Genomic DNA, 25,996 nt, shown 5'->3' on the forward strand with positions numbered 1-25,996 from the left:
CTATAAAGATAAATTTTTCTGCAAAGGAAGAAAATTATTCGCAGAAAAAGAAAAGATTTCCCCACAGACTACACGGAGGGCACAGAGGTTTTCTGATATTATATCCTCAGCTGATGAATGGACAATCCAAAATAGGAATGAATCGGTTCCACCACAGATTACACGAATTTTCACCGAATCTTTAGTCCTAAATATCAACGAATAATTTTAAATATCAACGGAATAAATTATTAATCTGTGGAAATCTGTGTAATCTGTAGTGAAATCAAACTCACTCAGGAATGAAACTTCTTCTTACGCAGCCAATAATCCAATCCGAGCAGGAGCAGAACCAAAGTTGCAATATAGCTATAGAAAACCATCATCGGAGAAGCGGTATCGGACCAATCGACTCCGGACAAACACTCCTTTAAGTTGAATTCTAATTTGAAAACGAGTGTATAGACCGCCATCCCTATCAATAGCAATATACCCAGAATCATGCCGCAAAGCATAGTCCGTTCTTTCCGTTTCCGCTGTTTTTCGGCCTCCAGTCGAACCAGTTCCATCATCCGGTAATTAAAATTGGACGGCAGATTACCAGGTTGCCTTTTCCGAAGGGCCTGCTTCAATGCATTTTCCGTACATTTCTTATTTGCTTCCATAATTACTCATCTCCGTTCATTAATAAATAAATCTTTTTGCGGGTACGGTGCAACTTCACCTTGACATTTCCCGATGAAAGTTTCAGCACCTCTCCTATCTCCTCTATCGACTTCTCTTCAAAATAGAAAAGTGTAATCAAGGCTTTTTCCTCAACATTCAGCAAGTCGATGGCTTGAATCAGTTTCGCAGTCCGTTCTTCGTCATCGGTAGGACAAAGTATTTCGTCGGCCTTTTCATCGGGTACATTATTTATGGTACCTTCCTCAATATAAAGAAATTCCTGTTTCTTTTTGCGGGTAGCGGATACAGCCGCATTATAAGCAATCCGATAAAGCCAGGTAGAGAAGCGGCACTCTCCCTTATAACTGTCAAGACAGCGGAAGGCTTTCAGAAAAACATCCTGTACCAACTCTTCCGCATCTTCGGGACAACCGACAATCTGCACAATCAGCACATAAAGCGGACGGCTGTAACGGTCGAGAAATACAGAAAAAGCTTCTGTGTCCCCGTTCAGTATCCGTGCTATGTATTGTGTTTCTTCGTTCTGTACCATGATATTCGGTTAGACGCAAGCGAATCAGAAAGGTTACAGGCAAAAAAATATTTTTTTCTTTGTAACCTTTCCGTAGTCTATTGCGTCAAACAGTGCAAAGAACGGAATTATTCACTTAAAAACATACGATCATGATGGATTTCATTACAATCCCCTTAGTTGTGGGAATCATTACCTTAGGTATTTACAAATTGTTTGAACTTTTTGCGTGCAGACGCGAACGCATCACTCTTATTGAAAAGTTAGGAGAGAAAATGTCAGAAGGCAATCTCGAACTGAATGGGAAGATTTGTTTGCCTGACTATAACCGTTCTCAATTGTCATTCGGAACCTTGAAAGGTGGCTGCCTGCTGTTGGGAGTAGGACTGGGACTATTAACCGGTTTCATTATCAGTTACGTAAGCTTCTCTCCGTATGACTTTGATAGGTTCGACAGGGGATATACCCGCGAAATGGTAGGAGTTATCTACGGATCATGCACACTTCTCTTCGGAGGAGCTGGATTAGTGACTTCTTTTTTGATAGAACGGAATTCCTGCAATAAAAAGAAAGAGGAATAAAAAATAATCCCCGGAATACAATACCAATGGACTGTTCCGGGGATTTTTTTCATAATAAGCAGCATCATCTACCCAATATAAACATTTACACAGAGGTAAACATAAAGTTCCTCCTCTTCTTGTTCAAACTCAATCTTATCTTCTCTGGCTAACCAGCCCAGAGCTGCCCCCAATTCCTTATCCTTCAACCCGGATTTCCTTTTCAGGTTACCATAACTCCATTTGTCATTGTTGCTCAACAATTGCCAAACTTTTCCAGCATTCAAGCCGATTTCATTCTTATCCATTTGATACAAAAGTTTAAAGGTTAAAACACATAAAGTTACTATTTACGCGGTGTAAGTTAACAAAATTATGTAAGCATTGTTACTACAAAAACACTAAAAACATACTACATACGATATTTTTAACATAAAATCTATCTTATATACCAATATACCAAGGTTATTAGCATACGTTAAATATACAACTTTTTGATATAATCACCTGTTATTGCATCATTGAATAACCTAAACTGAATGATAGATATGGGAAAGAAGGTAGCAGAACAGCTTGTCGACACTCTGATTGAGGCAGGCGTCAGAAGAATTTATGCAGTAACAGGCGACAGCCTGAACGAAGTGAATGAAGCCGTCAGGCAAAACGAAGCAATGAAGTGGATACATGTACGTCATGAAGAGACCGGTGCGTATGCCGCAGGTGCGGAAGCACAACTGACCGGACTGCCGGGATGTTGTGCAGGAAGCAGCGGACCGGGACATGTCCATTTAATCAATGGGCTTTACGATGCTCACCGTTCGGGAGCTCCTGTGATAGCCATTGCCTCAACTATTCCAACCGGAGAATTCGGAACTGAATATTTTCAGGAAACCAATACGATCAAGCTATTCAATGCCTGTAGTTTCTATAACGAAGTAGCTACTACTCCCCAACAGTTTCCCCGCATGCTGCAATCGGCCTTGCAAACAGCCACTACCCGAAAAGGAGTAGCCGTAATCGGGCTTCCTGGTGACTTGGCAAAGAAACCGGCAGCCCAAGTAGAGTCCTCTGAACAGATTTATCCGTTAGCTTCGTCCGTATGTCCGGCCGAAGAAGACCTGATCCGGATGGCCGGCATGCTGAATCACTACGGACGCATCACCTTGTTTTGTGGTATAGGCTGTAAAGGAGCACATGAGGAAATCATCCGGATGTCCGAGATTCTAAATGCTCCTGTCGCGTATACTTTTAAAGGAAAAATGGAAGTACAATATGACAATCCCTATGAAGTAGGTATGACCGGACTGCTGGGTATGCCTTCCGGCTATTACAGCATGCACGAAGCAGAAGTGCTTGTCATGCTCGGAACCGATTTCCCCTATTCCGCCTTTTTACCCGATGATATAAAAATCGTCCAGGTGGATATTAAACCCGAAAGACTGGGACGACGTGCCAAAGTGGATCTGGGGCTTTGTGGAGATATACGCTCTACTCTCCGTGCCTTATTGCCCATGCTACAACAGAAAAAGGATGACTCTTTTTTACGCAAACAGCTGAAACGCTACGAAGGAGTAAAGAAAGATCTGGCTGCCTATACGGAAGATAAAGGCAAAATGGATCAGATTCATCCGGAATATGTGATGTCCGAAATCAATAAGATTTCATCCGATGACGCCATCTATACGGTAGATACAGGTATGACGTGTGTATGGGGAGCCCGCTATCTGCAAGCGACCGGAAAGCGGCACATGCTGGGCTCTTTCAATCATGGTTCGATGGCAAATGCCCTGCCCCAAGCTATAGGAGCAGCGTTGGCTTGCCCGGACAGACAGGTAATCGCCCTTTGTGGTGACGGAGGATTATCCATGACATTGGGAGATCTGGAGACTGTGGTACAATATAAACTCCCTATAAAAGTGATTGTGTTCAACAACCGGTCCTTGGGAATGGTAAAACTGGAAATGGAAGTAGACGGACTGCCGGATTGGCAGACGAATATGCTGAATCCTAACTTTGCACAAGTAGCCGAAGCAATGGGTATGACAGGCTTCAATGTTTCCGATCCGGAAGAGGTATTAAATACATTATGTAATGCATTCGAACTGGAAGGTCCCGTATTGGTAAATATCATGACCGACCCGAATGCTTTGGCCATGCCTCCGAAAATAGAATTAGGCCAAATGGTAGGCTTCGCCCAATCCATGTATAAACTACTGATCAACGGACGCTCACAGGAAGTTATCGATACGATCAATTCGAACTTTAAACATATCAGAGAGGTATTTTAATGATGAACAGGGTTGGGTGAATGATGAATGGTAAACGATGAACGGTAAATAATGGATAATTATGATCCACACCTTGCGTTCATCGTACACCATTCAGCATTCATCATTTATCATGTACAGCCTTTAGCAACCACGCCAATTGTACTCCCAGGTCTTTCATATTTCTCAACCCTTCTGCATCATCATAAACTTCTCCCGGCATTTCACCAATACCGAAGTTCCAGTAAGTAGATCCGGGAACAATCATTCCGCTTCCGAGCATAAAACGGTTAAGTTCATCATAAACCGTTACGGCACCACCTCTGCGGACACTAATCACGGCAGCTCCAACTTTACGTGTCAGTGTACGCCCTTGTCCGATAGTGGTCAACCCCAATCGGTCCATAAAAGCTTTCATCTCCGCGCTCACACTACCATAGTAAGTAGGTGATGCCAGAATTATTCCGTCTGCCTCCTGGGCTTTTCGGATAAACTCATTCATTGGGTCGGTCTTGATGACACATTGTCCGTCCTTTGTCTTGAAACAAGTATAACATGAAGCACAGCCACGCAGCAACTTCCCACCCAACTGTACCAATTCGGTTTCTATACCGGCTTCCTGTATAGGTTTAAACACTTCATTAATTAGCATCTCTGTATTGCCACCTTTACGGGGACTTCCGTTAAACGCCACAATTTTCATTTTGTCTGTTCTTTTATAGGTTTAAAATGCAAATATAAATTAGTAAAATATGTTAGAGTAAAAGTGCCCTTGGTTCCGGCCCTCCTATTTTGTTTTATTATTGATACACAAGCACAATTTAACACAATTTACCGCAGTTAACGTACGATGACTCCTTAGGGATTAATCTGACTTACATCAACAGCAATCACGCCTCTAAGAGGGGTTACATATATCCCTTGACGGTTACATCCACCCACTATGTAAAGCGTATTTTTCCAGTAGAAAAGCCCTGCATTTTCCACGTCCAAAGCAGCCAGTTCGTAAATACGCACTGTATCTGTTTCAATATTGTAAACCTGTAAGTTGCGATTCTCAAAAATATAAATATAGCTGCCATCAGAAGCCAGTCCGGGATAGGAAACTCCATCTTTCAGGTCACACAATCGTTGCCATTTCCCCGTCCGCAAATCGTAACTCGCAGCTGTCCACATAGGTGCTGTATGGTAACCACCCCAAAAATAAACCTTATCTCTCACCAGAATGCCATTCATTCTGCCACACCGCCCGGCAGGAATGGTATCTTCCAGTTCATACCAGACACCTCGTTTCAAATCGAGCGTGTGTATTTTATTAGAAAAAACTTTCTCTTTTATAGCCCCTCCCATCGCATACAAACAGTCACCGTAAATGAAAGAAGTGAAATCAACTGCCTGATGGGGATTGACGGGATCGACATACAACGTATCCTTATCCAAATCATAAATTTCCATTGTAGCATCTGTATACTCCAACTGCCGGTTAGTGGAAAATCTTTTCCCTCCTAAAACAAAAACTTTGCTATTATAGAAATGGGCAACATGGCCGGCACGCGGTATAAAGCCTTTAGCACATTTCTTCCACATATCGATTGCAATATCATACACATACATATTGGAAGAACGATACTCCCAGGCTTCAGTACCTTGCCTGTATTTATTGGATGCCATTCGGACCAGTGTTTCATCACCGCCAACCACATAAATCTTCCCTGCATGCAGAAATCCGCCGTAAGAGTATAAAGGCTTGGGTAAAGGAGCTAGTGACGTCCACTCCAGGAAGAATGGCGGACGCTCTCCGCTAACCACTACCTCATGCAGCAATTGGGGATGCTCATATAGAGTCACTTTATATTCAAGACGCTGTAATTGGGGTAATGTACACTTCAACGGCAAATAGCCGACATGCGAAAAGACGATGGTATCACTTTTCGTCATCATATCACAGCTAAAGAAAAATTCTCCTTTTCGGTCTGTCGATCCGATTCCAACGGAATCTTTCTGCAAGTAAATATTCACACCGGACAAAAGCCGTCCCTTTACACCATCCACAACAACTCCTTTAGTTTGAGCATCAACAACTGGTCCCCCCAAAAAAAGAGCACATAGAAATAAAGCCGCACGCGAATACTTTGTCAACATATTGATCCCCCAAAATATGAGCTACAACTCCATCACCATCAATATCGGATTATCATCCTCCCTTATCTTTACTCCCGGTATTTCACCCATAGCTTCATCCGCCGGAATAAAAAAAGCAAGTTTATTTCCACTTATATAAGCAGGTAATAATTTGATGATTGTACCCGAAGGTAAACGAAATTGGATTCCACGGAACACTGTAAACTGATTGGGACGGGTCAAGATACTTCTCGACACGATTTGATTCGTTTTCCGGCTCCATATTTCGCCCAGAACTTGCTCTTTGTATGCATACTGCAAATAATAATATCCCGGGAAAGTACTAATAGATAATCCTTTAATAAATGGATCATATTGATTCCACTTCATGAATTGCTTTACATCTTCCGAAGACGGCGCATATTTGCCTTTACGAAGGATAAAGTCAAGTTTCAATCCGTCCGGAGTCAAAAGAAAAACACTATCGCTATTAATGTGATTAAACAAACAAAGATCAGGACTGCACGCTTTTATACTGCTATTCAACATAGTAGCTCCCCGTGTAATATAATCGGCCGTCGAATCAAAAGGTAAAATGGAAGACTTCACCCGCAATGCCGTATCCGTCACAATAACTTCTGATTTACCTTTACTGAAACTACCACGAAAAAAATAAGAATCGCCCTGCATGTGCAATAAATAATTAAATTCGGAATCGGCCAAATTAATCTCCCGGAAGAACTTCCCCTGCTTATTATAGATGATATGTTTATAACTGCCATTATCAAAAACACGAATAGTGGAATCTTTTAGATGGTATACGACTGAAGATAAATAAACATATTCTCCGGGCCCATTGCCTACATGCCTGAAGCTATTTAAGAAATTACCTTTATAATCGACACAATTTATCCATTGACTTTTCCCTTCCGAAATAATGCACATATCATCATCGAGATACTCTATTACAGGATGACCGTCCATCAGATGAGAAGAGGACAATGGTATATAAGTAATCTTTTTGGCCACACTATTCCACATAAACGTATCAGGAACTTGTTTATGGATTGCCGAAGCAAAATCTAATACAGGTATAGTATCTCCTTTTATTTTGTGGCCACCGGTATTAATCCCCGGCTGAGAAGTACAAGCTATCACCCCCAAAGCAACGAACCATAGAAATATAAGATGTGCCTTCATATATAAGTTTGTTTTGGTTTGAATATACGAATGTACACAAATATATAATCTCGGCAAAGCGTTCCACGCAATATCCGCAAAGGTCAACAAAAAAAGCTGCTTCCGTTTCCGAAAGCAGCTTTCTTTTTTCAATCCTGGGAATAAATTACATCATTCCACCCATTCCTCCCATTCCGGGAGCGCCCATCGGCATTTCGGGTTTATCTTCTTTCTTTTCTACAATCACACATTCGGTAGTCAGGAACATACCTGCGATAGAAGCGGCATTCTCCAAAGCAACACGTGTTACTTTAGCAGGATCTACCACACCGGCTGCATGAAGGTTTTCGTAAACATCCAAACGGGCATTATAGCCATAGTCACCTTTACCTTCACGAACTTTCTGAACTACTACAGCACCTTCTTTACCGGCATTGGCTACAATCTGACGCAACGGTTCTTCGATAGCACGTTTAATGATTTCGATACCGGTTGTTTCGTCGGCATTGTCGCCTTTCATACCTTCCAAAGCATCGATTGCACGGATGTAAGTTACGCCACCACCCGGTACGATACCTTCTTCAATAGCAGCACGAGTAGCGCGAAGTGCATCATCCACACGATCCTTCTTTTCTTTCATTTCTACCTCAGAAGCAGCACCTACGTAAAGAACAGCTACACCACCTGACAGCTTAGCCAAACGTTCCTGCAATTTCTCACGGTCATAATCTGATTTAGTAGCAGCAATCTGAGCCTTGATCTGGTCGCAACGTTCTTTGATGTTTTCTTTAGCACCGGCACCGTTTACAATTGTAGTGTTGTCTTTAGAAACAGTCACTTTGTCAGCAGTACCTAACATTTCGATAGTAGCCTGCTCCAGTTTCAGACCCTTTTCTTCGCTGATCACCACACCACCGGTCAATACGGCAATGTCTTCCAGCATTTCTTTTCTGCGGTCACCGAAGCCCGGAGCTTTTACTGCACAAATCTTCAACTGAGAACGCAGACGGTTCACTACCAATGTAGTCAATGCCTCACTATCTACATCTTCCGCGATAACCAACAAAGGACGGCCTGACTGTACAGCCGGTTCGAGGATAGGCAAGAAATCTTTCAGGTTAGAAATCTTCTTGTCGTAAATCAGGATGTAAGGTTTCTCCATCTCACATTCCATCTTCTCCGTATTAGTCACGAAGTAAGCCGACAGATAACCGCGGTCGAACTGCATACCTTCTACCACACCGATAGTAGTATCAGTACCTTTAGCCTCTTCAATAGTAATTACGCCATCTTTAGAAACTTTACGCATGGCATCAGCAATCAGTTTACCGATAACCGGATCATTATTAGCGGAAACAGTAGCAACCTGCTCGATCTTGTCATAGTTATCACCAACTTTCTCTGCCTGATTTTTAATAGAATCAACCACTTTGACAACAGCCTTGTCAATACCACGTTTGATATCCATAGGGCTTGCACCGGCAGTTACATTCTTCAAACCTTCTGCTACGATAGCCTGAGCCAAAACAGTTGCAGTAGTTGTACCGTCACCGGCATCGTCACCTGTTTTAGAAGCAACTTCCTTTACCAACTGTGCACCGGTATTCTGGTAAGCATCTGTCAGTTCAATTTCTTTTGCCACTGTCACACCATCTTTAGTGATGTGAGGAGCACCGAATTTTTTCTCAATAATTACATTACGTCCTTTCGGGCCCAGTGTTACTTTTACCGCATTTGCCAAAGCATCAACACCTTTTTTCAATTGATCGCGAGCTTCGATATTGAATAATATTTCTTTTGCCATAATGATTTTACTATTTAATTAATTGATTAAACACTACGTTTATTAACCCAAAACAGCGAGAACATCGCTCTGACGCATGATAAGGTATTTTGTACCTTCTACTTCAAGTTCTGTTCCGGCATACTTTCCATAAAGAACCGTATCGCCTGTTTTTAATACCATTTCTTCGTCTTTCGTACCGTGACCAACTGCCACAACTTCACCCTTCAAAGGTTTCTCTTTTGCTGTATCAGGAATAATGATACCACCAATTGTTTTTTCTTCTGCAGGTGCAGGGAGTATCAGCACTCTGTCTGCTAATGGTTTAATGTTCATAGTTACTTTTTATTTTTTATATGTTATACTTATTATAGTAATATTTTGTCCTTTTAGCAGGACGAATAACCTATTGCGAAAAGTGTGCCAAAAGGGAAGAATGATTGTTTGTCAGAGAAGGACTGCCAAAATGACTGATGACATTGGAAAAACAGGCGCTTACTTAATAGGTAAGAGAATGATAAGTCATTCATTTTATCGTTGCAAATGTATGGATAATTTTTAATGTATCCAAAATATTTCTTTTCTTTTTTTTAAATGAAACTATTTAATATTTGCCTTTTACACCAGTTCTTTTTATTAAATTGTTATCTATGAATGATTTTTAAAGTAAATATAATTCCTTATTATAAAATAATATATATCTATATGACTGTTTCTTGCCATGAGATTATGAATTTAACTCAAAACTACCCGTAAGAGCATATGTCCATAAAATAAATTCTCTTACCTATTAAGTATGAGAAAAGTCTTTTCCTAATCTTTATTATTACGTTATCGTATAACGCCTCTGTAAGAGGTAAGAGCGTAGCGTGCCTTATCAACAAATCATTTTTAATTTCTTATCAAAACGCTTTGTAACCTCAACATTGCTGTTTTTGTATTACGCCAATTACACAAGGGGGGAGTATCTCCCATTCGATTATTCATCAAAGCAATAACAAATACTCAACATTATGAAAACATTAAAACTATTGTTTATTACTGCATTGTCTGCAATGACTCTAAGTTGCAGCGAAAAAGCTACAACAGAAATTCCTGAAACAGAATTGAGAAACATCAGTTGTACCACTCAATTAACAACTCATTCTTCCGCCCAAACAAGAGGATCCGCACCAACAAGTCTGGACGAGGACCATTTCGTGCTGTATGCATTCAAAAAAAACGGAGAAGGTAACTTTAGTTATGAAGAGGCTAAACACCCAGCAGCTGCCATTAATGGGGAAACCTGGAAATATAATGCTGCATTTCCGGTAGGTACCTATAAATTTATTGCATTTTACAATCTGAACGAAAGCAACCGAACTAATCTCAATGAAATTATAGAAAACATAAAAAATATAAGTTGGGAGACTGTATTAAAAAGTATCGTAATTACCCATTACCCCTCTACCACTTCCCAATACCAAACGGACATGAATGAAATTTTCTGTGGTAATACGGAAGAGATAAATATTTCCAGTGGTGTAGGCGGAGATGACAATGAAATAAAAATAGAATTAACTTTGGCACGTATTGTATCACGCATAGATATTAAGTTTATCAAAGTAGCGTCAGACGATCCCACAATAGAAGTACCATATAAAACAGGTAATATATTTGGAAGTACAGAGGCGAACCCATTGACATCGTTGATCTTCAAGCCAACAAATATCCCTCTCAAATATAACCTTTATGGAGAAAATCCGGACTATACAGCAGGCATCCCATGTGAAGTAACCTACAATACTCCTACATTTCGATATGGAGAATCCGGCGCGGATGCAGTAAAGTCAACAGAGTACCAACCATTCCCTAAAGATGCAGATGCAATCAACCAAAATATGGAAACTAATATCAAAAATGGTATAGCAAACGGTGGAGCCTACTTTATGGGATCTTACTTACTACCATTTTCACCATCTGTTTCTCAAACGCTGAACGCCAACATTCAACTTAACAAAGCAAATCAGGAAAGAACGATCAAAGTCCCTTCGTTCACAGTCACCAAAAACTATGTTTCTGTGATTACCATTAAATTAAATTCTTCGACTGAAGCCGAAAACAATGGTGAAGGTAATGATGACGAACATCTATTCAACCCAAAATCTACTTTCATTGTAGAAATAGAAAAAACTTATGACGGTATCCATCAAACGGATGTTGATGTCGAATAAATCCACTAAAATCCTTCTGCAGAGCCTAATATGATGAAACACTACATCGGACAATTACTTTTGGGAACACTTGTGCTGGGAAGTGCCTGTACTAACCACCGGGAAATAATCGAAGGAGATACTTCCGTCAATGTCACATTTAAGGCCCAACAGTCACCTTCCACCAAAGGAGGAGATGACGACGAAATGTCAGTTCTCATATTTAAAAAAGAAGAGAACCAATTTACCAAAACAGAAAGTATCCAAGAGAGTCCATGGTTTACCGAGAAAGAACACTTGCAAAAAAACATCTTATTGCCAACAGGAATCTATCGATTTCTGTTGGCAAAAGGATTTTCTCAAAATGCGGTAAGTTCTGAAAAAATTTCATTCGTGACCGAAGATAATCCGGAAAATCTAATTTCAACTTCATATGACCGGAACTATTATTTTCAGTATCCTACCCATGTTGTAAACGAACAAACGGAACTCAATCACTGCACAACAGCCCTCTTTACGGACTCAGACCAAGAAGAGATCCAAGACAGTCAGACAGAATATGATTTATCAACAATGAATCAAGCACAAATTTCCCGGAAAATAAACCATTTACAAGGACAATTATGCTTTATTGTGCAAAGAGCCAGAAAAGAAAACGGACAATACATATCAATTGATTCACCTGAAAACACCTTTGATAATGCACTGAAAAAGATTGATGGCATCAATCTTACAATAGAAGGAAGCAGTAGCCGCTGCTATTTAAGTGAAACCGGATTAATCTTTAAAAATCCGATGTCCTACCACTGTTCGGCACGGCTTCAAGACGGAAATTTCTCTTTTAAAAAGTTTGATGTAGACAAATTTGTTTCTCTGTTCAGTCCGGCTATTGAAAAAGCAGACTATCAAAAGTACGAAGGAGCAGCCTATTGCGAAGGTCCGCTACTATTCCCTGCCCCTCTCAATCAAACGATTTGCATAACCATCGATATCGATTACACAGGAACTCTGAAGAGCAAAACTTTCACATTAAAAAATATCACTTTAGAACGCAACAAGATGTACCTGTTCACCCTTTGGATTTTAAATGAAAATATTGATATTTCCATTTCCCCTGACGCCGAACTGAATTTAGAAGAACTAAAATTCAATAGTCAGGTTGCCGGTAACGACGGATTTTGGAACTAACAACACACAGGCAATGAAACCACATACACTTTTTCTGATTTTAGGAATTCTATTGTTGGGGGTCTTTTCGTGTGAACAACCCGAAGGAGCCCCTGAAACTTCAGCCTTCAGCCTTAGTCTGGTGCCTCCTGCCGGAGAGGTAGTCCCCGGTGATAATACAGTATTACCCCAATTGGTTTACCATCTTTTCATTTTCCGTTCCGAAACTTCTACCCCTTCATCCAATGATGGTTCCGATTATATCTTTTGGGAACGGACCGAAGAGAAAGGGCTCGATCTGGAAGAAATCCAAAACTACACATTATCCATCCCGACCGAATATACTGATCGATTTTATCTGTTACTACTCCATGCCACTCCGAAACAGAAACCGGAGTCTGTAGTCTTAAGTGGAGAAGGTATGACTTTCACAGACTCAGAGATCAGTATGGTTAGAGAAAACGATAACAGCTATATTCCTCTTTCCAAAGATAACTATTATGCCATCCAGGCTCTTACCCCGGAAGACATAACACAAGGAAAAACTTCTATCGAGTTCAAATTAAAACGGGCAGTGGGTGAACTGGTTTTTGATGTAATGAAGTGCGATGAAAAGGGTAATCCCATCGATATTGACGCAGAATGCTCCTCAACTTTAGACAGAGTATTTCAAATAGATATGGAGGTAAGCGGAGTGACACCCAAAGTGTCTTTAACCAACGAAACGAAAAAGCCGGAACGAATTGATATTTGTTTCTCTAAAACAGTCACTCTCAAAGAGGATACATACTTCCCTGTTTTCGAAAGCAATAAAGGAATCATAGAGTTACTTAACGATGCTCCGTTGGATATTGGTAATAAAGCCGTAAATGGAGCAACGCGCATCTGTGGTCCATACCTCTTCTCCAAGATAACTTTAGATAATCCGGAAACAGGAGTGGCAGAGATAGAAGAAGGAGTCAAAGCTGTCCTCAAATTTTCGTATTATGACACAACTCCATTTCCTCCCGGAAGTTACAATACCCAAAAACTCACTCTATCTCTTACCGACAAACCATTGACTATCGTGAAAGATCATTATACCGTAACCAATATACGCCTTCGAAACAATCGTATCATAGATCTTTCTGTTTCGGGTAATTACGGAATAGACTGGAAATGGGACTAAAAAATAATGAGAATATGATGAGACATAGATTATTATATACTCTATCAGGATGGATAAGTCTATTATTCTTATATACCTCCTGTAGTAATGAGGTGGAATTCCCTGATAGTAAGGATGAACTGGTTACAGTCCGATTAACTGCCACTATAAACAGTAAAGAGTTCTCAACAGACAACGAAATTGTACCGATGAGGACACGAACCAACAGCATAGCAGACTACAATGTGACAGCAATCAACGATAGCCGATTGATCATTATAAAAGAAGTAGATAACTCCACATGGGTGATAGAAGAGATAGAAGATAAGGTTATTCCCCAAGGATACATAAAATCTTCCGATTCATTTAACTATACTCTCCAAAAGACGCTACGCCCGGGAAATTATAAATTTATACTTCTCATTAATGGTCCGAAAAACAATACATTACAACCTAATCAAAGCTTTACAGAAAGCGATATTCCATGGCTAACAAGCCTTGATACAGACTATTGCAGTTATGAAATATTTTTCGCAACATCAGACATTGTTACGATTAAAAAAACTGAAAAACTTGAAGACTCCGGTCATCACCACCCATTAACAGAACAATTAACTCTAAAGCGATATTCTTCATTAATACGCCTATCTACAACAGGAGACGACTTCTGGGGAATCTTTGATAAAGAAACAGAGATTAATTATTCCATAAAAGAACAAAGTATTACTGGAATAAATCTACTTGGTCAAACTGTCACAAAAGATACAGAGTTATCTTTCGGTAAATTAAAAACAATTATAAGACAAGCATTTCAGTATCAAGTCGGTGATCAGACCATGTTTTTCACTTACTTTGGAGTGAGAGAGGAGGATAAATTAAAAAACATATTAACCCCACCCGAAGGTAAAAACATTACTGTAACCATCTTCCAGGACAACGATCAAACACCGCCTACTATTGAAGTCGAAACCCAAGCGATGCGCAATCAAGTGACGACTCTTATCCTAAATAAAGTAGGATCTGCTTTAAACTGTCAATCTCTCATAATAGGTACGCCCGATAATTGGGATCCTAATAATATTCCATGGGGACACATAGAACTCAATTTCTCAAAATGAAAACAAACCGTCTTTTATACCTTCTTCCTTTCATTCTACTTTTTAGCAGTTGCTGGAAAGAAGATTTGAAAAACTGCTGGATGGGTGACGTTACCCTGACAATTGCAGCTGAAAAATTCCAGCAGCCGGCTACCGATAAAGGGCAATTGGAAGATAATCTGTCTGCCAGAATCAGTAGCATCCGTTATTATCTCTATAAAGATAACACACTGGTCCAGTCCGGAATTATAGACAATGCAACTGACCTGGACACTGATACGCATCCACTGAGCTTTCCCAAACTGGCATTCGGAGAGTATTGCTTGGGACTTGTTGCCAATGCTTCGGAAGAGGAACTTTCTGACACGACTACCCCCGAGGCACTCAATTTAAACTATCCGGGAGCCGAACAAACAAAAGATTATTTTACATCCTGTTATGATTTTACCGTTGATTGTGAATGCGGTTATCAAGACTTCGTAATTCTTCGACGTACTCAAGCCGTAACTCAATTCCAACTGAAACAGTTACCCGAAAACATTACCGGAATCGCAGTAGAAATGCATAAAGTAGCGGCGACCTGTCAGATTGATACTTTATATAAAGGTGAAACAATAGCCGAATACCATACCACAGTCACAGAAGCCACTAACGCAGAAGGTATCGTTTCTTTCAATATAGGTACCTTCCCAACAACCGGAACAGAGAATGCCAGCATTATCCTTAAATTATATGCCGATGGTAAGTCCGATTCTCCGGTTTACCAGAACACACTAAACAATGTACGCATTCTACGTAACCAACTGACCCGTATCAGCACAGATTTTAACTATACCATTCTGGGGAACTCCGGCTTCTCCGTGACCATCAATCCTGACTGGGATGGTACAAATAATGACGATGAAACAATCATACCCTAACTTTGGACATTAACGCAGTAAATCATGAAAAAGAGAATACGAACTCTGATTATTATCTTATTACAAACTTTCATGCTTGTTCGTCTATCAGCCCAAACATCACATACCATTAGTGGTATCGTGAAAGACAAGGAAGCCGCTCCTATTTCAGGAGTAAGTATTCAGGTAGATGGTCAGAAATGGAAAGCCTCTACGGGGAAAGAAGGAAAATTCACACTGGAGATCCCACAAAATTCCATCATCACTTTTTCCTCCGTCGGTTATGAAACAGTCACTATTCACTCCGGTAAAGAAAAATGGCTGGAGATCATTCTCAAAGAATCACAAAGCCTGTTGCCCGAAATCATGGTTACATCCACATTAAAGAACAGTATGAAATTTGTTTTCGCTCCGTCCGATCTGGAATTAATCAAAGATATGCTCTATCTTAAAACCCGATATAAGATTCCTTCCAAACGATTTCAAAACGACTCCCGGGTTATCATTCAGCCAATTCTGGTAAACAGTAGCCAGGGAACCCGAAAAGACTTTTCCCCCATTGTATACGACGGTAAAAACTACGACATCCTGCTTCGCCGTGGAAATATCTGTGGTGATCCGTCAGAAAAAGAATATTATTCCCGTTTCGCACAAGTCATAAACCCTAACTCGATCTGTAATCAGACATTGACTTATGCCGATTCATGCACAGTAGATAACATCAATGACTTATACACAACAGAAGTGCATATCAAGATAAGTACTTTTTGTAAAGACGAATATCGGGACACAGTCCGTATCACAAACGGCATTATTTATCCGATGCGTTTTTTCAACTATAATCTGAGTGCAATGGATTTGGACAACAGTTATATACCCAAACAAACCCCTCTCAACTTCAATGAGAAAGGAGAAATGCATCTTCGGTTCCGTCCTGAAGATGCGAATATTTACGAAAATGAAGGAAGAAACGCTGAAGAACTCAGGAAAATGAGAAAAGCACTGGATGATATCGATAAAGATCGTACTAAAACACTGACAACTTTTCAGATCACAGGATACACTTCTCCCGAAGGAACGTATGAATACAATCTTAAACTGGCTAAAAAAAGAATGAAAAACGCAGCAGAGAAAGTATTCGAAAATATTTCTGAAGAAACAATCCGGAAGGCCAAAGTTGAAAATGATGCCATAGTAGAATCATGGAATACGGTTTGCGAACTAATGGAAAAAGACAGCATCAAAGAAGTTACCCAACTCAAAGATCTGATCAGACGCGCCCGGGGAAACCATAATGAAATATCCTGGGGGGCCAGACGAATGAAAATTTATCCGCTTATTCGCGACCGCTACCTACCCCGCTTGCGAAGAGTCGAATATTTCTACGAGTATTCTGAACTGCGTACACTCAACAGAGATGAAATCAATACTCTCTATCGGAAAGACCCCAAAAAATTAACGGCAAGTGAGTTCTGGAGTTACATCATGAATCAAAAAGAAATCACTGACGAAAAAAGAGAGGCTTTATACAGAGAAGCCCTCTCGGTACATCCCGACCTAATGATTGCAGCCAACAATCTGGCATCACTCTTAATAAAACAAAACCGTGCCGATACAACTCTACTGAAACCCTTTATCACTCAGGATGCCCCTTCGGCCATACTGGTCAACCAAACTGTAGCCTATCTACAAAAGCGGGATTTCAAAAAAGCAAACCATTTCGCAGAACTTCTGCCTGATAATAAAGAGACCGAAATGGTGAAAGCACTTGCTGCCGCCATGGATGGAAAGTATCAGGAAGCTTATCCCACTTTCGAGAAACAAGGGGGGATCAATCAGGTCATCCTACTGCTGAGCATGAAGCAAAACCAAAAAGCCTGGGAAATCCTGAAAAGCATAGAAGATACTTCTCCCGAGAGCGAATATGTCAGAGCAATCGCTGCAAACAGGTTGGACAACATAGGCGAAGCTGTTACTCACCTGAGGAACGCCATCGCCCAAAAACCGTCTTTAAAAGAAATTGCTTTAAAAGATGGAGACGTATTAGATTTACTGGATTTATTAGATATAGATAAGAAATAATGTATGAAAAAGAAAGCCTTCTTCCTACTTTTGCTATTGCTTATTCCGCTGCCCTCCATACTTTCACAAGAAATAGCATTGAGAACCAATGCCCTCTCCTGGGCAACCACCACTGTAAACCTGGGAGCTGAATTCAAAATCTCACCTCGGCTAACTGCAGGAACAGATATCATGTATAAAGGGTGGACTTTTTTATCCGACAATCGTAAAATGGGTGGTTTCTTAGTTCAACCGGAAATCAAATATTGGTTTTGCATCCCTTTCTATAAACACTTTATGGGACTTCATGCCCATTATGGCCAGTACAATGGAGGATTCAGTAAATATCGCTATCAGGGAGATTTATACGGGATCGGGACATCTTATGGCTACCAATGGATCTGGAAAAAACGATGGAACATTGAAGTGTCCGCCGGAATAGGATATGCATCGATGAATTATGATAAATATGAACGTCCCAAATGTGGATTATTCCTTGGACAAGACCATTCCAACTACTTCGGATTAACCAAGCTCGGATTCAGTCTTATTTATATACTCAAATAGCAAGTACTTTCCATAAATAATTTCATAGTTCTCTAAAAATCTAATGTTAAAAAGTAAGCGGATTGTCTGTGACGGATAATCCGCTTTTTATTCATTCATCCAGCAAAGCTTTTTTGAAATCATCAATCTTATGCCGTGCCTCAACAGGCATTTCCGGATAATGCAAATCAAGTTCACCCATGCGTTCACAAAGAATCCGCCCCACAGCATAACGCATGAACCATTTATTATCAGCCGGAATCACATACCACGGTGCATCTTCCGTCGAAGTATGAGTCAGCATATCCGAATAAGCCTTCATATAATCATCCCAATAGCTACGCTCTTTCAAATCGGAAGTAGAAAATTTCCAGTTCTTTGCCTCATCTTCCAGCCGTGCCAAAAAGCGTCTCTTCTGTTCATCTTTCGAAACATTCAGGAAGAATTTGATAACAATCGTACCATTCTCCGTCAGATAGCGTTCATAATCATTTATCTGACGATAGCGCTTTTTCCAGAATTTCGGAGTGACATCTTCCAGACTGGTGACACCCGGCAACTTATTAGACAAAATAATCTCAGGATGTACCTTGGCAATCAACACATCCTCATACTGCGAACGATTGAATATGCCGATACGCCCTCTTTCCGGCAGGCATCTGTTGATACGCCAAAGATAATCATGGTCGAGTTCTTCGGCTGATGGTTGTTTGAAAGAGTATACCTGACAACCCTGCGGATTGATACCGGACATTACATGTTTAATTGTTCCGTCCTTTCCGGCAGCATCCATTGCCTGAAAAATGACGAGGACCGAATATCGGTCCTGTGCATACAGTTTCCCCTGCAAAGCAGAAAGCTTCTCAATATCTTCAGCCAGTAATGCCCCGGCTTCCTGTTTGGTCAAATCGCCTGTAAAGTGAGTATCAAATTCCGAAACGGTATGTTCCGCTCCGGGAGTAGCCAACAGCCTTTTCAAGATTTCTTTTTTCATTTCGCCAATCTGTTTATTATCTTCTTCGGACGTTATTTAGCTAATCACTAACCAATTCGATAATTGAAGTACTTTCCTGAAATCTTCTGGATGAATAGGCCATTGAGAAAGCGATATAGACCAACAGGGCAAGAGCTGTGACAACCAGCAACGTCCTGATTAGAATGAAATGCTGTCTTTGTTTTAACTCGTTTGTATCCATTTCTGATCCTTTCTTTTTAGAGTGCAACCTTTTACAGTGACACCTGTTATAATCCGGTAATAAAGATACAAAGAATCGGGCAAAAAAGTTTCATCCGATTAGCTAATTAAACCAAAGGAGGCTTAAATTCTATTCTTTACCTCCAGACTTTAAATTCTGCAACGAACGGACAGCTTCCCTAAACCCTTTTAACCGGTCACTGGTCTTATGATAAATAAAATAGTCTCCCAAAAAGCCAGCCAGTATCATCACACACAATGTTGTTCTAAAAAGAGGGTTATGCCATATACAGAAAAAGGCAATTATGACGGGAGTGATTGCCACATACGCAAAAATATATGTCAGATTCATCAACACCTTGTAAGATTGTAACCTCCTGTATTGTTGCTCTACATGTTCTGTTACAGTCTTTAAGGTATATACAATCCGAAACATGAAACTTTGCATAACCAAAAGCCATATCACCATTCCCAGCAAATACCATGAAATCCAGTCGGGAGCTACATTTCTCCAAAAGGTATAACATACCACACCCAGAAAAATACCTAAGACACCGAAACCAATCTTTTCCACACGCAATTGTTGCTGCAAATAGGTTTCTTTCTTTGACTGTATCATATCTATAATTATCTGGCGGTTGAGTAATTCATTTTTCTCCACCTGTTCGGAGAGTTCCATCCATTTTTGTTTTAATTCATCCAGTTCCATATTTGTTTTTTATTGGTTCGACATCTTCTTTAATTTCTCTTTGATCCGGTGTAACCTTACAGCCACAGTATTCCGGTTACTTCCGGTGATGGCTGCTATTTCTTCATAACTATTTTCATCCAGCCACAATAAGACAAACATTCGTTCATATTTATCCAGTTGACGTATTAACCGATACATTTCCTTCAACGACTCATAGCGCAAACAATCATCATACACTCCGAGTTCCATACTCAACGGCACATAATCCAATGCTTTCTTTTTTCGTAAATCCGAAATACAAGTATTCAAAGCTACACGATATATCCACGTAGACAACTTGCTTTCATTCCTGAATCCCGGATAAGAGCACCATAAGTTTACTACTACTTCCTGATAGAGGTCGTTCAAATCTTCCTGGTTGGAAGTATACATAAAACAAACTTTATATATAAGAGCTTTGTGTAAAGTCAACAGGTTTATAAAATCCTTTTCTATTTCCATGTTTCTTGTCTCTTTTAATCCATTAGTCGGCAAAAGAAGAAAATAGTTTCAGAGAAAAGAGAAATAAATTAAGATACATTACTTGCTTCCTCTCATACAGAAAATGGTTCTTCTTCAAATTTGGTGGTAAATTCTTTATTTCTTTATTTTCAAGTTGATAATTGTCCTTTTTGCTTGCTTTAATAAGAAAAAATAGACACCGGCTGAATAAGATAACTCAAGTTTCGGAAGTGAATTTGCGCCGTCTGAACCGGTATCTTCATCCTTATCCCTTTCTTCAATTAACATTGTTAACGCCTTTTGCAGTTTGTCAGGTTCTTATGCGCAAATAATAAGGCTTTTGCATTTAAAGAACTTGTTATTCACATCCAAAGAACAAGCTTTAACTCTGTGTTAAAACAAAGCTTTTGAGGATAGAAATCTTACTTTTTAAAGATATTGATTTTCAGATGGTTTATTTTAAAATTTGCTTCTTCACCTTATGGATGGACTCTTCGGGGGAAAGCCGGGATACTTGCTTTTTTGTCAACTATAAACGAGGGCTTACACTTCCGAAAACGGAATTAAATTCCATGAGTAAAAGAAAACTTACCACCAAATTTGAAGAAGAACTCAGAAAATGCATTTCGATCTTCCATCTTCCACCCTTCATTTAAGAGGATTTATTCGTTATAAAGTCCTAATAAACAAGAAAATGACATTAATTACTTATCTCTTTGTATCATATAAAGCATTTTATTCTCCTTAGTATATTAAGCAAAAATGGTTTGAGTATTATCCTGTCCTGGGTACACAAACCCATGGAACCTCGTACCCGGGCTGAGATAAAGACATCGAAAAGAACAGTAATATTCTTATTTACAATGCATTATAAGCAGCACAAAATCGAGTTGTTTTATTAATAATCCGCATGTAGAAAAGGAGGTCCAAAAAATCTCATCAGCCTAAGAACTGATCAAGTAGTCACCGGATACTAAGTAACTAACTATCTGTCCATACACGCTATCTCAATGGCTTGTTCTTTATATTTCTTGGTTGTATTGAGCAGCGAACTGCCTACATAAAACAAAAACACCAGACTGACAATGGTCATCAATGTTCCTATCATGGCGAAACGACTTTTCTGCTGTAATTCTTCTCTACTCATAAGGCTTTTCTCTTTTAATTTTGACAGGACAAAGATAGCGGCAAGAATTTACGTTCTTTTTACAGGCTTGTGACAACATTGTTTAATCTCTCAACTTCTTCACCCAACCGGGAATAATTATAGCACCTATCAGCAAATACATGTAATAGGTAATAATCCGCCAAACGAAAGCAACAACCAAAGCCATGCCTGCCACATCAAAAAAATCGGTATAATATTCACGAAACATATATTCGCTCACTCCGCTGCCGCCGGGAGTAGGGCTGATAGTCATAACTACCCATAGAATCAGCTGACGTACAAAGGCCAACAGTTGGCTGCCCGAAGTGGTAAAGGCTATCAGCAAAGCATTGACTACCAGATAACGTGAAATCCAAGCCAAGCAAGTAATCCCAAAAGCTTTCAACCAAAAGGTAAAAGACTTCTGACTCATCTCTCTGGAACTTAATACCAGATTGTCCGTAAGTGTTTCAATGGCCTTGTGCCAACGTCGGAGCAGTGGCAAGCGGAAAATAGTGAGTAACAAACGTTTTACCCATTCCGGACGCCGGAACAAAGCAAGATACAACAGGAAAGTCCAGATCGTAACGACCCCATAAACCAGGAAAAACAGAATCTCAATTCCTGACGATAATATAGCCACATTACCAAACAAATCATCAAACGAAAATAAGAGTAAAACCAGCGGGCAGCCCAATACAAGAAACAATTCATCCAAAAACAGGCAGGAGATAGTCAAAGCTGTACTGCGTCCGGCATTAATGCCTTCTTTATTCAAAAATAACACAATCAGACTACTCCCTCCCACTGCAGAGGGAGTCACTGCCGATGTGAATTCACAAAGCATATTTACCCGAAATGCCTGACGCCAAGTCAATTCCCTGTCAGTAATAAAGCGGAAACGCCACATCAACCCACCGTCTCGCCCAAACATAAAAAGTATGGCAAGTAGCAATCCGCCTACCAGACGCCAGGAGAAATGAATATCACTGAAAAGTTCCGGATTGAACTCCCGGTAGAACAGCCACCCTACCACTGACAGCCCTATCAGGACGGGAAGCAGGATATAGCCGGCTTTAAAGGTTTTAATAGAATCTGACATGATTAAAAGAATTGGGATATTACAAGTTACCGGTTTTCTTTCCGTTTTATCAACCGGCTATAACGGTCGTACACCTCCTCGGTGACATCTTCCCACGAACGGGCAATGGTTCGCGACGCCTCCTCTCCCACTTGTCTGATCACGGCAGGGGCCTGCAATATTTCACGTATCCGACCGGCATAGGCATCCGTACTATTAAAACTCAGAAAACCATTTACCGAATCGGAAATAATTTCCGAAGCAGTCGAATCTTTGATAAGTATCGAAGGAGTGCCCAGAGCGGCAGCTTCACGCACTACCAACGGGGCATTATCATATAAAGAAGGAAAAAGAAAAAGATCGGTAGCCACATAATAGCGTTTCAAGACTTCACGCTCTACAATACTACCGACAAAAGTCACTTTGGAAGATAATCCCAACCCCGCCACTTTTTGTTTCAATTCATCATTTGCATAACCTGAACCTACAAAGTACATCCGGAAAGGAACATCCGGTAATAGTGCAAGTGCATCGAGCAAAAAGCCCAAATTCTTTTCCCAAATATGCTGACCGACAAAAAGAAACATAAACTCCCCGGAGCAGAGTCCCAGTTCGCGACGTGCCTCCCGCCGCATGGACTCCAATGAAGGGACACCCGCAAAATCATTTCCGTTATCCACCACTTCCACCCTACCTTTATACCCATACTCCCGCAAAGTTTCTTCTACGGCAGCCTGCGGAATCCACACTTCGTCGGCAGCTTCGTAAAAACGAATCACCTTTCGTATCAGATAGTCTACCAACAGACGGGAAGGAATGGCCCTCTCAAAATCCGCCCGGTACTTGGAGTGAAACGTAGCTACAACCGGAACATGTTGTTCTCTGGCAATCTGCATGGCCAATGCTCCCGAAGAAAAAGGACAATGCGCATGTACCAGTTCAAATGAAAGCCGGCTGATACGCTCGTGAAAAGGCCAGTCGATGCGCGGAAAACCTAATCTGTAAGGCTTTCTCATAGGAATGGGAATGGATGAATACCGGTAAACCGGGTATTCTTCCGCATCTCTCGCATCAGGCGACTTAGGAGTCACTACACAAACATTCCCCGTCTTCTTATGCAGCCAGTAGGCATAGTTCTGTGTAGTAAGTGATACCCCATCCATGATCGGAGGGAAACAATCGTTAAAAAGACCTATCATTGCATTCCATTATCTGTTTGCAAAGAAACAGCTTACGTATTACAATTGTTTGACGGACTTGTGACGAGAATGTTCTTCTTCTAAATCATTCACTTTCGATCGTCGGCATATCCCCATTATCATCAGCAGACTTATCCACTAATTGATGCATCTTTTCCCAATAATCAACCGCATCTCTCCGTTTAACCTTGTCCATATGAGCCGAAGGGTCAAAAACAAAAGAAAGCTTAAAATCAGAACTGACAACCCGATTCTCTAATAGATAGAAAATGATATACTTGTTACGCTTACTATTCTCTTTGATCCTGATTCGGGGACACTTAATAGATTCATCGTAATAGTGCACAATGCGTTCGGTTATTCCCGATTCCAGACGGCATAAAGACAATGCATCACAGATGGTCTCCATCTGCCGGACGGTTTTCAAATTCTCAAAATCACTATTATGGTTCTCCCCGTAATATGAATCAGCATCAACCGCAACCGAGATCGTAGTATGGTTGTCAATTATAAATCCTTCTAACAGAAGAGCGATGTTTAGATTATCCCCGGACTCTCCCAGCATCCGAAGTGAATCGCGTGTTTGCTCCTTTTGTCTACTGAAGTCCAATACTTTACGAAGCCGTTCATCTATTGCCGGATGATCCGGACTGGCATATCCATACTTGAAACAAGGAACCTCGGGCTCTACCTGAAAATCGTTTATACGCCAGAGACGAAACCACGAATTGTTATTATAAAACATCTTTTGTGGCACACCCAGTTCGTCGAACATTTCTACCGTATCATATTCATCGACAGTTCCTGCTTGATACTTGCGAATCTTCGAAATAATACCGTTTTCGTGATGGTCTACTTCCACACGACGCAAAGAATCACTCTTGTAAAATAAATAAATGGTGGTATGATCCCGATCGTAACAAAAGGCTTTTTTGCAGTCAGCCAGTAAACCTACCACAGTGGGTTTATACCGTTTGTGAAGCAGAATATCGGCACTCCCGTCAGGGATGTCCCCCAATCGCATATCCATAAGGACATTATTGCACGGTTGCTCGGCACTTCCTCCAACGTAATGCCCATATTTGTTGAAATAGCGCACACCGACAACCCGGGCAGGGAAAGGAGAAAGGCGCATCTTATAATCATAAAACAGTGTTTTATCCGCATTATATTGGGGTCCTGCCCAGTATAAATCATTGACTCCACCCATTTCTCGCATATTTGCAAGCATAACATAACCCAATAGCAACACAGCACACAAAGTTGCAGGAATCTTTGCAATGCCCAGTACAACAGAGAAATTGCATACAGTCGGGCGCCACAAACAGCCACACCCGAAAGCAATGGCAAAAAATAGAACTACTTTCAAAGTTCCGTGAACAATTTTAGGATCGGCAGCCATCTGACACGAAGTCAGCAACATATAGGTCAACAGCCCATACACACACAACGACCCTATCGCCCAATATAAATGGTCCAAACCTTTCAGTCCAAATATAAAACTACAGGCTATAAACAGGAGAAACGGCAACGTCGGAATGCACCATAATATTGATACCAGGACAAGTGCCCCTAAATCAAAACCGGAAATCACATAACATAAGAGCATCAGAACCAATACCGCTCCCAAAATCCAAATCATTGTCAACAGATACGCATTCATTCTCTTCATTTTTCTTCTTTTTCTTTGAATGTATTCTACTCAATCATAGCCCATGACATAGAGAATACCTATTCCCTTATTCCCAAGTTCGCCATAATCGTCGGACCGTATTCAATACTATCACGACATACGGTTCCACAAATATATAGATTAATAGGCAATCATTCATCCGAATATATCAGTAACTTCATTCACAGGCTCTCTTTTGAATACCTCACAGATACTCTTTCATTATTCAGAACTTAATTTCCGATCCATCGGCATCTCACTTATTTAGGATAACAACAGGTAGCTTCTTGAAACGAATAAATTAAATCTAAGCC

26 protein-coding genes are annotated in these 25,996 nt (G+C 40.5%); 9 read left to right on the plus strand and 17 right to left on the minus strand.

All coding sequences use genetic code 11. The annotated features are described in order from the left end of the window. Positions 1-275: 275 nt before the first annotated feature. Positions 276-647 carry a hypothetical protein gene (locus tag KO473_RS15185; RefSeq protein ID WP_181996020.1) on the minus strand — a complete coding sequence of 124 codons (372 nt, stop codon included), beginning with the start codon at positions 645-647 and terminating at the stop codon, positions 276-278. Further along, a complete protein-coding gene (locus KO473_RS15190) occupies positions 647-1,198 on the minus strand; it encodes an RNA polymerase sigma factor (RefSeq protein WP_122130192.1) in 552 nt (183 codons plus the stop codon). The genes KO473_RS15185 and KO473_RS15190 overlap by 1 nt, the downstream gene beginning before the upstream one ends. 134 nt (positions 1,199-1,332) lie before the next feature. On the opposite strand from KO473_RS15190, the gene KO473_RS15195 reads away from it, so the two are divergent. Next, positions 1,333-1,758, plus strand: coding sequence for a DUF6249 domain-containing protein (locus tag KO473_RS15195; RefSeq protein WP_005821327.1), 426 nt, complete (start codon positions 1,333-1,335; stop codon positions 1,756-1,758). Positions 1,759-1,826: 68 nt separating this feature from the next. On the opposite strand, the gene KO473_RS15200 is transcribed toward KO473_RS15195, so the two are convergent. Continuing rightward, positions 1,827-2,045, minus strand: a complete 219-nt coding sequence (locus tag KO473_RS15200) for a winged helix-turn-helix domain-containing protein (protein WP_005780792.1) — start codon at positions 2,043-2,045, stop codon at positions 1,827-1,829. 240 nt (positions 2,046-2,285) lie between these two features. Between KO473_RS15200 and KO473_RS15205 the strand changes: the two genes are divergently transcribed. After that, on the plus strand, positions 2,286-4,025 hold the full coding sequence (locus KO473_RS15205; RefSeq protein WP_122130218.1) for a thiamine pyrophosphate-dependent enzyme: 1,740 nt from the start codon (positions 2,286-2,288) through the stop codon (positions 4,023-4,025). A 103-nt stretch (positions 4,026-4,128) separates the two neighbouring features. On the opposite strand, the gene KO473_RS15210 is transcribed toward KO473_RS15205, so the two are convergent. The 5 genes from KO473_RS15210 to KO473_RS15230 all read right to left on the minus strand — a co-directional run bounded on the left by KO473_RS15210 (position 4,129) and on the right by KO473_RS15230 (position 9,423). Next, positions 4,129-4,707 carry a flavodoxin family protein gene (locus KO473_RS15210; protein WP_005807817.1) on the minus strand — a complete coding sequence of 193 codons (579 nt, stop codon included), beginning with the start codon at positions 4,705-4,707 and terminating at the stop codon, positions 4,129-4,131. A gap of 155 nt (positions 4,708-4,862) precedes the next feature. After that, on the minus strand, positions 4,863-6,146 hold the full coding sequence (locus KO473_RS15215; protein ID WP_122130193.1) for a carboxypeptidase-like regulatory domain-containing protein: 1,284 nt from the start codon (positions 6,144-6,146) through the stop codon (positions 4,863-4,865). A 21-nt stretch (positions 6,147-6,167) separates the two neighbouring features. Further along, entirely contained in the window at positions 6,168-7,325 is a 1,158-nt protein-coding gene (locus KO473_RS15220; RefSeq protein WP_005807819.1) for a 6-bladed beta-propeller, read from the minus strand. Positions 7,326-7,470: 145 nt separating this feature from the next. Continuing rightward, positions 7,471-9,108 carry a chaperonin GroEL gene (gene groL / locus KO473_RS15225; protein WP_005780800.1) on the minus strand — a complete coding sequence of 546 codons (1,638 nt, stop codon included), beginning with the start codon at positions 9,106-9,108 and terminating at the stop codon, positions 7,471-7,473. Positions 9,109-9,150: 42 nt separating this feature from the next. Continuing rightward, positions 9,151-9,423 (minus strand): co-chaperone GroES, encoded by a 273-nt coding sequence (locus KO473_RS15230; RefSeq protein ID WP_005780804.1) that lies wholly within the window; start codon positions 9,421-9,423, stop codon positions 9,151-9,153. A gap of 677 nt (positions 9,424-10,100) precedes the next feature. On the opposite strand from KO473_RS15230, the gene KO473_RS15235 reads away from it, so the two are divergent. The 7 genes from KO473_RS15235 to KO473_RS15265 all read left to right on the plus strand — a co-directional run bounded on the left by KO473_RS15235 (position 10,101) and on the right by KO473_RS15265 (position 18,217). After that, the gene (locus KO473_RS15235; RefSeq protein WP_122130194.1) at positions 10,101-11,300 is read left to right on the plus strand and encodes a FimB/Mfa2 family fimbrial subunit; all 1,200 of its coding nucleotides are present in this window, start codon (positions 10,101-10,103) and stop codon (positions 11,298-11,300) included. Positions 11,301-11,333: 33 nt separating this feature from the next. Continuing rightward, a complete protein-coding gene (locus KO473_RS15240; RefSeq protein WP_122130219.1) occupies positions 11,334-12,467 on the plus strand; it encodes a hypothetical protein in 1,134 nt (377 codons plus the stop codon). A gap of 13 nt (positions 12,468-12,480) precedes the next feature. Beyond that, a complete protein-coding gene (locus KO473_RS15245) occupies positions 12,481-13,614 on the plus strand; it encodes a DUF5031 domain-containing protein (RefSeq protein ID WP_032537538.1) in 1,134 nt (377 codons plus the stop codon). Positions 13,615-13,628: 14 nt separating this feature from the next. Continuing rightward, positions 13,629-14,711, plus strand: a complete 1,083-nt coding sequence (locus KO473_RS15250) for a hypothetical protein (RefSeq protein ID WP_005821335.1) — start codon at positions 13,629-13,631, stop codon at positions 14,709-14,711. Between the two features lie 80 nt (positions 14,712-14,791). Continuing rightward, the gene (locus KO473_RS15255; protein ID WP_005821337.1) at positions 14,792-15,610 is read left to right on the plus strand and encodes a hypothetical protein; all 819 of its coding nucleotides are present in this window, start codon (positions 14,792-14,794) and stop codon (positions 15,608-15,610) included. Positions 15,611-15,634: 24 nt separating this feature from the next. Further along, a complete protein-coding gene (locus tag KO473_RS15260; protein ID WP_005821339.1) occupies positions 15,635-17,671 on the plus strand; it encodes a M48 family metallopeptidase in 2,037 nt (678 codons plus the stop codon). Between the two features lie 3 nt (positions 17,672-17,674). Further along, positions 17,675-18,217 (plus strand): DUF3575 domain-containing protein, encoded by a 543-nt coding sequence (locus KO473_RS15265; protein ID WP_005821341.1) that lies wholly within the window; start codon positions 17,675-17,677, stop codon positions 18,215-18,217. A 91-nt stretch (positions 18,218-18,308) separates the two neighbouring features. On the opposite strand, the gene KO473_RS15270 is transcribed toward KO473_RS15265, so the two are convergent. The 9 genes from KO473_RS15270 to KO473_RS15310 all read right to left on the minus strand — a co-directional run bounded on the left by KO473_RS15270 (position 18,309) and on the right by KO473_RS15310 (position 25,682). Further along, a complete protein-coding gene (locus KO473_RS15270) occupies positions 18,309-19,190 on the minus strand; it encodes a polyphosphate kinase 2 family protein (protein WP_005780815.1) in 882 nt (293 codons plus the stop codon). Positions 19,191-19,230: 40 nt separating this feature from the next. Next, a complete protein-coding gene (locus tag KO473_RS15275; RefSeq protein ID WP_005780817.1) occupies positions 19,231-19,392 on the minus strand; it encodes a hypothetical protein in 162 nt (53 codons plus the stop codon). A 129-nt stretch (positions 19,393-19,521) separates the two neighbouring features. Continuing rightward, positions 19,522-20,100 carry a hypothetical protein gene (locus KO473_RS15280; RefSeq protein ID WP_122130195.1) on the minus strand — a complete coding sequence of 193 codons (579 nt, stop codon included), beginning with the start codon at positions 20,098-20,100 and terminating at the stop codon, positions 19,522-19,524. 9 nt (positions 20,101-20,109) lie between these two features. After that, positions 20,110-20,583, minus strand: coding sequence for a sigma-70 family RNA polymerase sigma factor (locus KO473_RS15285; RefSeq protein ID WP_005780820.1), 474 nt, complete (start codon positions 20,581-20,583; stop codon positions 20,110-20,112). A 135-nt stretch (positions 20,584-20,718) separates the two neighbouring features. Next, on the minus strand, positions 20,719-20,871 hold the full coding sequence (locus KO473_RS15290) for a hypothetical protein (protein WP_005820048.1): 153 nt from the start codon (positions 20,869-20,871) through the stop codon (positions 20,719-20,721). A gap of 697 nt (positions 20,872-21,568) precedes the next feature. Continuing rightward, on the minus strand, positions 21,569-21,730 hold the full coding sequence (locus KO473_RS15295) for a hypothetical protein (RefSeq protein ID WP_005780825.1): 162 nt from the start codon (positions 21,728-21,730) through the stop codon (positions 21,569-21,571). An 82-nt stretch (positions 21,731-21,812) separates the two neighbouring features. Then, the gene (locus KO473_RS15300; RefSeq protein WP_005780826.1) at positions 21,813-22,832 is read right to left on the minus strand and encodes a lysylphosphatidylglycerol synthase transmembrane domain-containing protein; all 1,020 of its coding nucleotides are present in this window, start codon (positions 22,830-22,832) and stop codon (positions 21,813-21,815) included. A 26-nt stretch (positions 22,833-22,858) separates the two neighbouring features. Next, positions 22,859-24,010 carry a glycosyltransferase gene (locus KO473_RS15305; RefSeq protein WP_005807832.1) on the minus strand — a complete coding sequence of 384 codons (1,152 nt, stop codon included), beginning with the start codon at positions 24,008-24,010 and terminating at the stop codon, positions 22,859-22,861. Between the two features lie 85 nt (positions 24,011-24,095). Next, entirely contained in the window at positions 24,096-25,682 is a 1,587-nt protein-coding gene (locus KO473_RS15310) for a hypothetical protein (protein ID WP_005780829.1), read from the minus strand. Positions 25,683-25,996 lie beyond the last annotated feature (314 nt).

It is taken from the genome of Bacteroides sp. HF-4919 (assembly GCF_018860125.1).

What these genes read in the sequence shown, in the direction of transcription:
- KO473_RS15200 (WP_005780792.1), bottom strand. Translation starts at nt 2,045, where the DNA reads ATGGATAAGAATGAAATCGGCTTGAATGCTGGAAAAGTTTGGCAATTG.
- KO473_RS15205 (WP_122130218.1), top strand. Translation starts at nt 2,286, where the DNA reads ATGGGAAAGAAGGTAGCAGAACAGCTTGTCGACACTCTGATTGAGGCA.
- KO473_RS15255 (WP_005821337.1), top strand. Translation starts at nt 14,792, where the DNA reads ATGGGTGACGTTACCCTGACAATTGCAGCTGAAAAATTCCAGCAGCCG.
- KO473_RS15245 (WP_032537538.1), top strand. Translation starts at nt 12,481, where the DNA reads ATGAAACCACATACACTTTTTCTGATTTTAGGAATTCTATTGTTGGGG.
- KO473_RS15250 (WP_005821335.1), top strand. Translation starts at nt 13,629, where the DNA reads ATGATGAGACATAGATTATTATATACTCTATCAGGATGGATAAGTCTA.
- KO473_RS15305 (WP_005807832.1), bottom strand. Translation starts at nt 24,010, where the DNA reads ATGATAGGTCTTTTTAACGATTGTTTCCCTCCGATCATGGATGGGGTA.
- KO473_RS15240 (WP_122130219.1), top strand. Translation starts at nt 11,334, where the DNA reads ATGAAACACTACATCGGACAATTACTTTTGGGAACACTTGTGCTGGGA.
- KO473_RS15285 (WP_005780820.1), bottom strand. Translation starts at nt 20,583, where the DNA reads ATGGAAATAGAAAAGGATTTTATAAACCTGTTGACTTTACACAAAGCT.
- KO473_RS15265 (WP_005821341.1), top strand. Translation starts at nt 17,675, where the DNA reads ATGAAAAAGAAAGCCTTCTTCCTACTTTTGCTATTGCTTATTCCGCTG.
- KO473_RS15310 (WP_005780829.1), bottom strand. Translation starts at nt 25,682, where the DNA reads ATGAAGAGAATGAATGCGTATCTGTTGACAATGATTTGGATTTTGGGA.
- KO473_RS15300 (WP_005780826.1), bottom strand. Translation starts at nt 22,832, where the DNA reads ATGTCAGATTCTATTAAAACCTTTAAAGCCGGCTATATCCTGCTTCCC.
- KO473_RS15235 (WP_122130194.1), top strand. Translation starts at nt 10,101, where the DNA reads ATGAAAACATTAAAACTATTGTTTATTACTGCATTGTCTGCAATGACT.
- KO473_RS15215 (WP_122130193.1), bottom strand. Translation starts at nt 6,146, where the DNA reads ATGTTGACAAAGTATTCGCGTGCGGCTTTATTTCTATGTGCTCTTTTT.
- KO473_RS15190 (WP_122130192.1), bottom strand. Translation starts at nt 1,198, where the DNA reads ATGGTACAGAACGAAGAAACACAATACATAGCACGGATACTGAACGGG.
- KO473_RS15275 (WP_005780817.1), bottom strand. Translation starts at nt 19,392, where the DNA reads ATGGATACAAACGAGTTAAAACAAAGACAGCATTTCATTCTAATCAGG.
- KO473_RS15260 (WP_005821339.1), top strand. Translation starts at nt 15,635, where the DNA reads ATGAAAAAGAGAATACGAACTCTGATTATTATCTTATTACAAACTTTC.
- KO473_RS15195 (WP_005821327.1), top strand. Translation starts at nt 1,333, where the DNA reads ATGGATTTCATTACAATCCCCTTAGTTGTGGGAATCATTACCTTAGGT.
- KO473_RS15290 (WP_005820048.1), bottom strand. Translation starts at nt 20,871, where the DNA reads ATGTTAATTGAAGAAAGGGATAAGGATGAAGATACCGGTTCAGACGGC.
- KO473_RS15280 (WP_122130195.1), bottom strand. Translation starts at nt 20,100, where the DNA reads ATGGAACTGGATGAATTAAAACAAAAATGGATGGAACTCTCCGAACAG.
- KO473_RS15295 (WP_005780825.1), bottom strand. Translation starts at nt 21,730, where the DNA reads ATGAGTAGAGAAGAATTACAGCAGAAAAGTCGTTTCGCCATGATAGGA.
- groL (WP_005780800.1), bottom strand. Translation starts at nt 9,108, where the DNA reads ATGGCAAAAGAAATATTATTCAATATCGAAGCTCGCGATCAATTGAAA.
- KO473_RS15220 (WP_005807819.1), bottom strand. Translation starts at nt 7,325, where the DNA reads ATGAAGGCACATCTTATATTTCTATGGTTCGTTGCTTTGGGGGTGATA.
- KO473_RS15270 (WP_005780815.1), bottom strand. Translation starts at nt 19,190, where the DNA reads ATGAAAAAAGAAATCTTGAAAAGGCTGTTGGCTACTCCCGGAGCGGAA.
- KO473_RS15210 (WP_005807817.1), bottom strand. Translation starts at nt 4,707, where the DNA reads ATGAAAATTGTGGCGTTTAACGGAAGTCCCCGTAAAGGTGGCAATACA.
- KO473_RS15230 (WP_005780804.1), bottom strand. Translation starts at nt 9,423, where the DNA reads ATGAACATTAAACCATTAGCAGACAGAGTGCTGATACTCCCTGCACCT.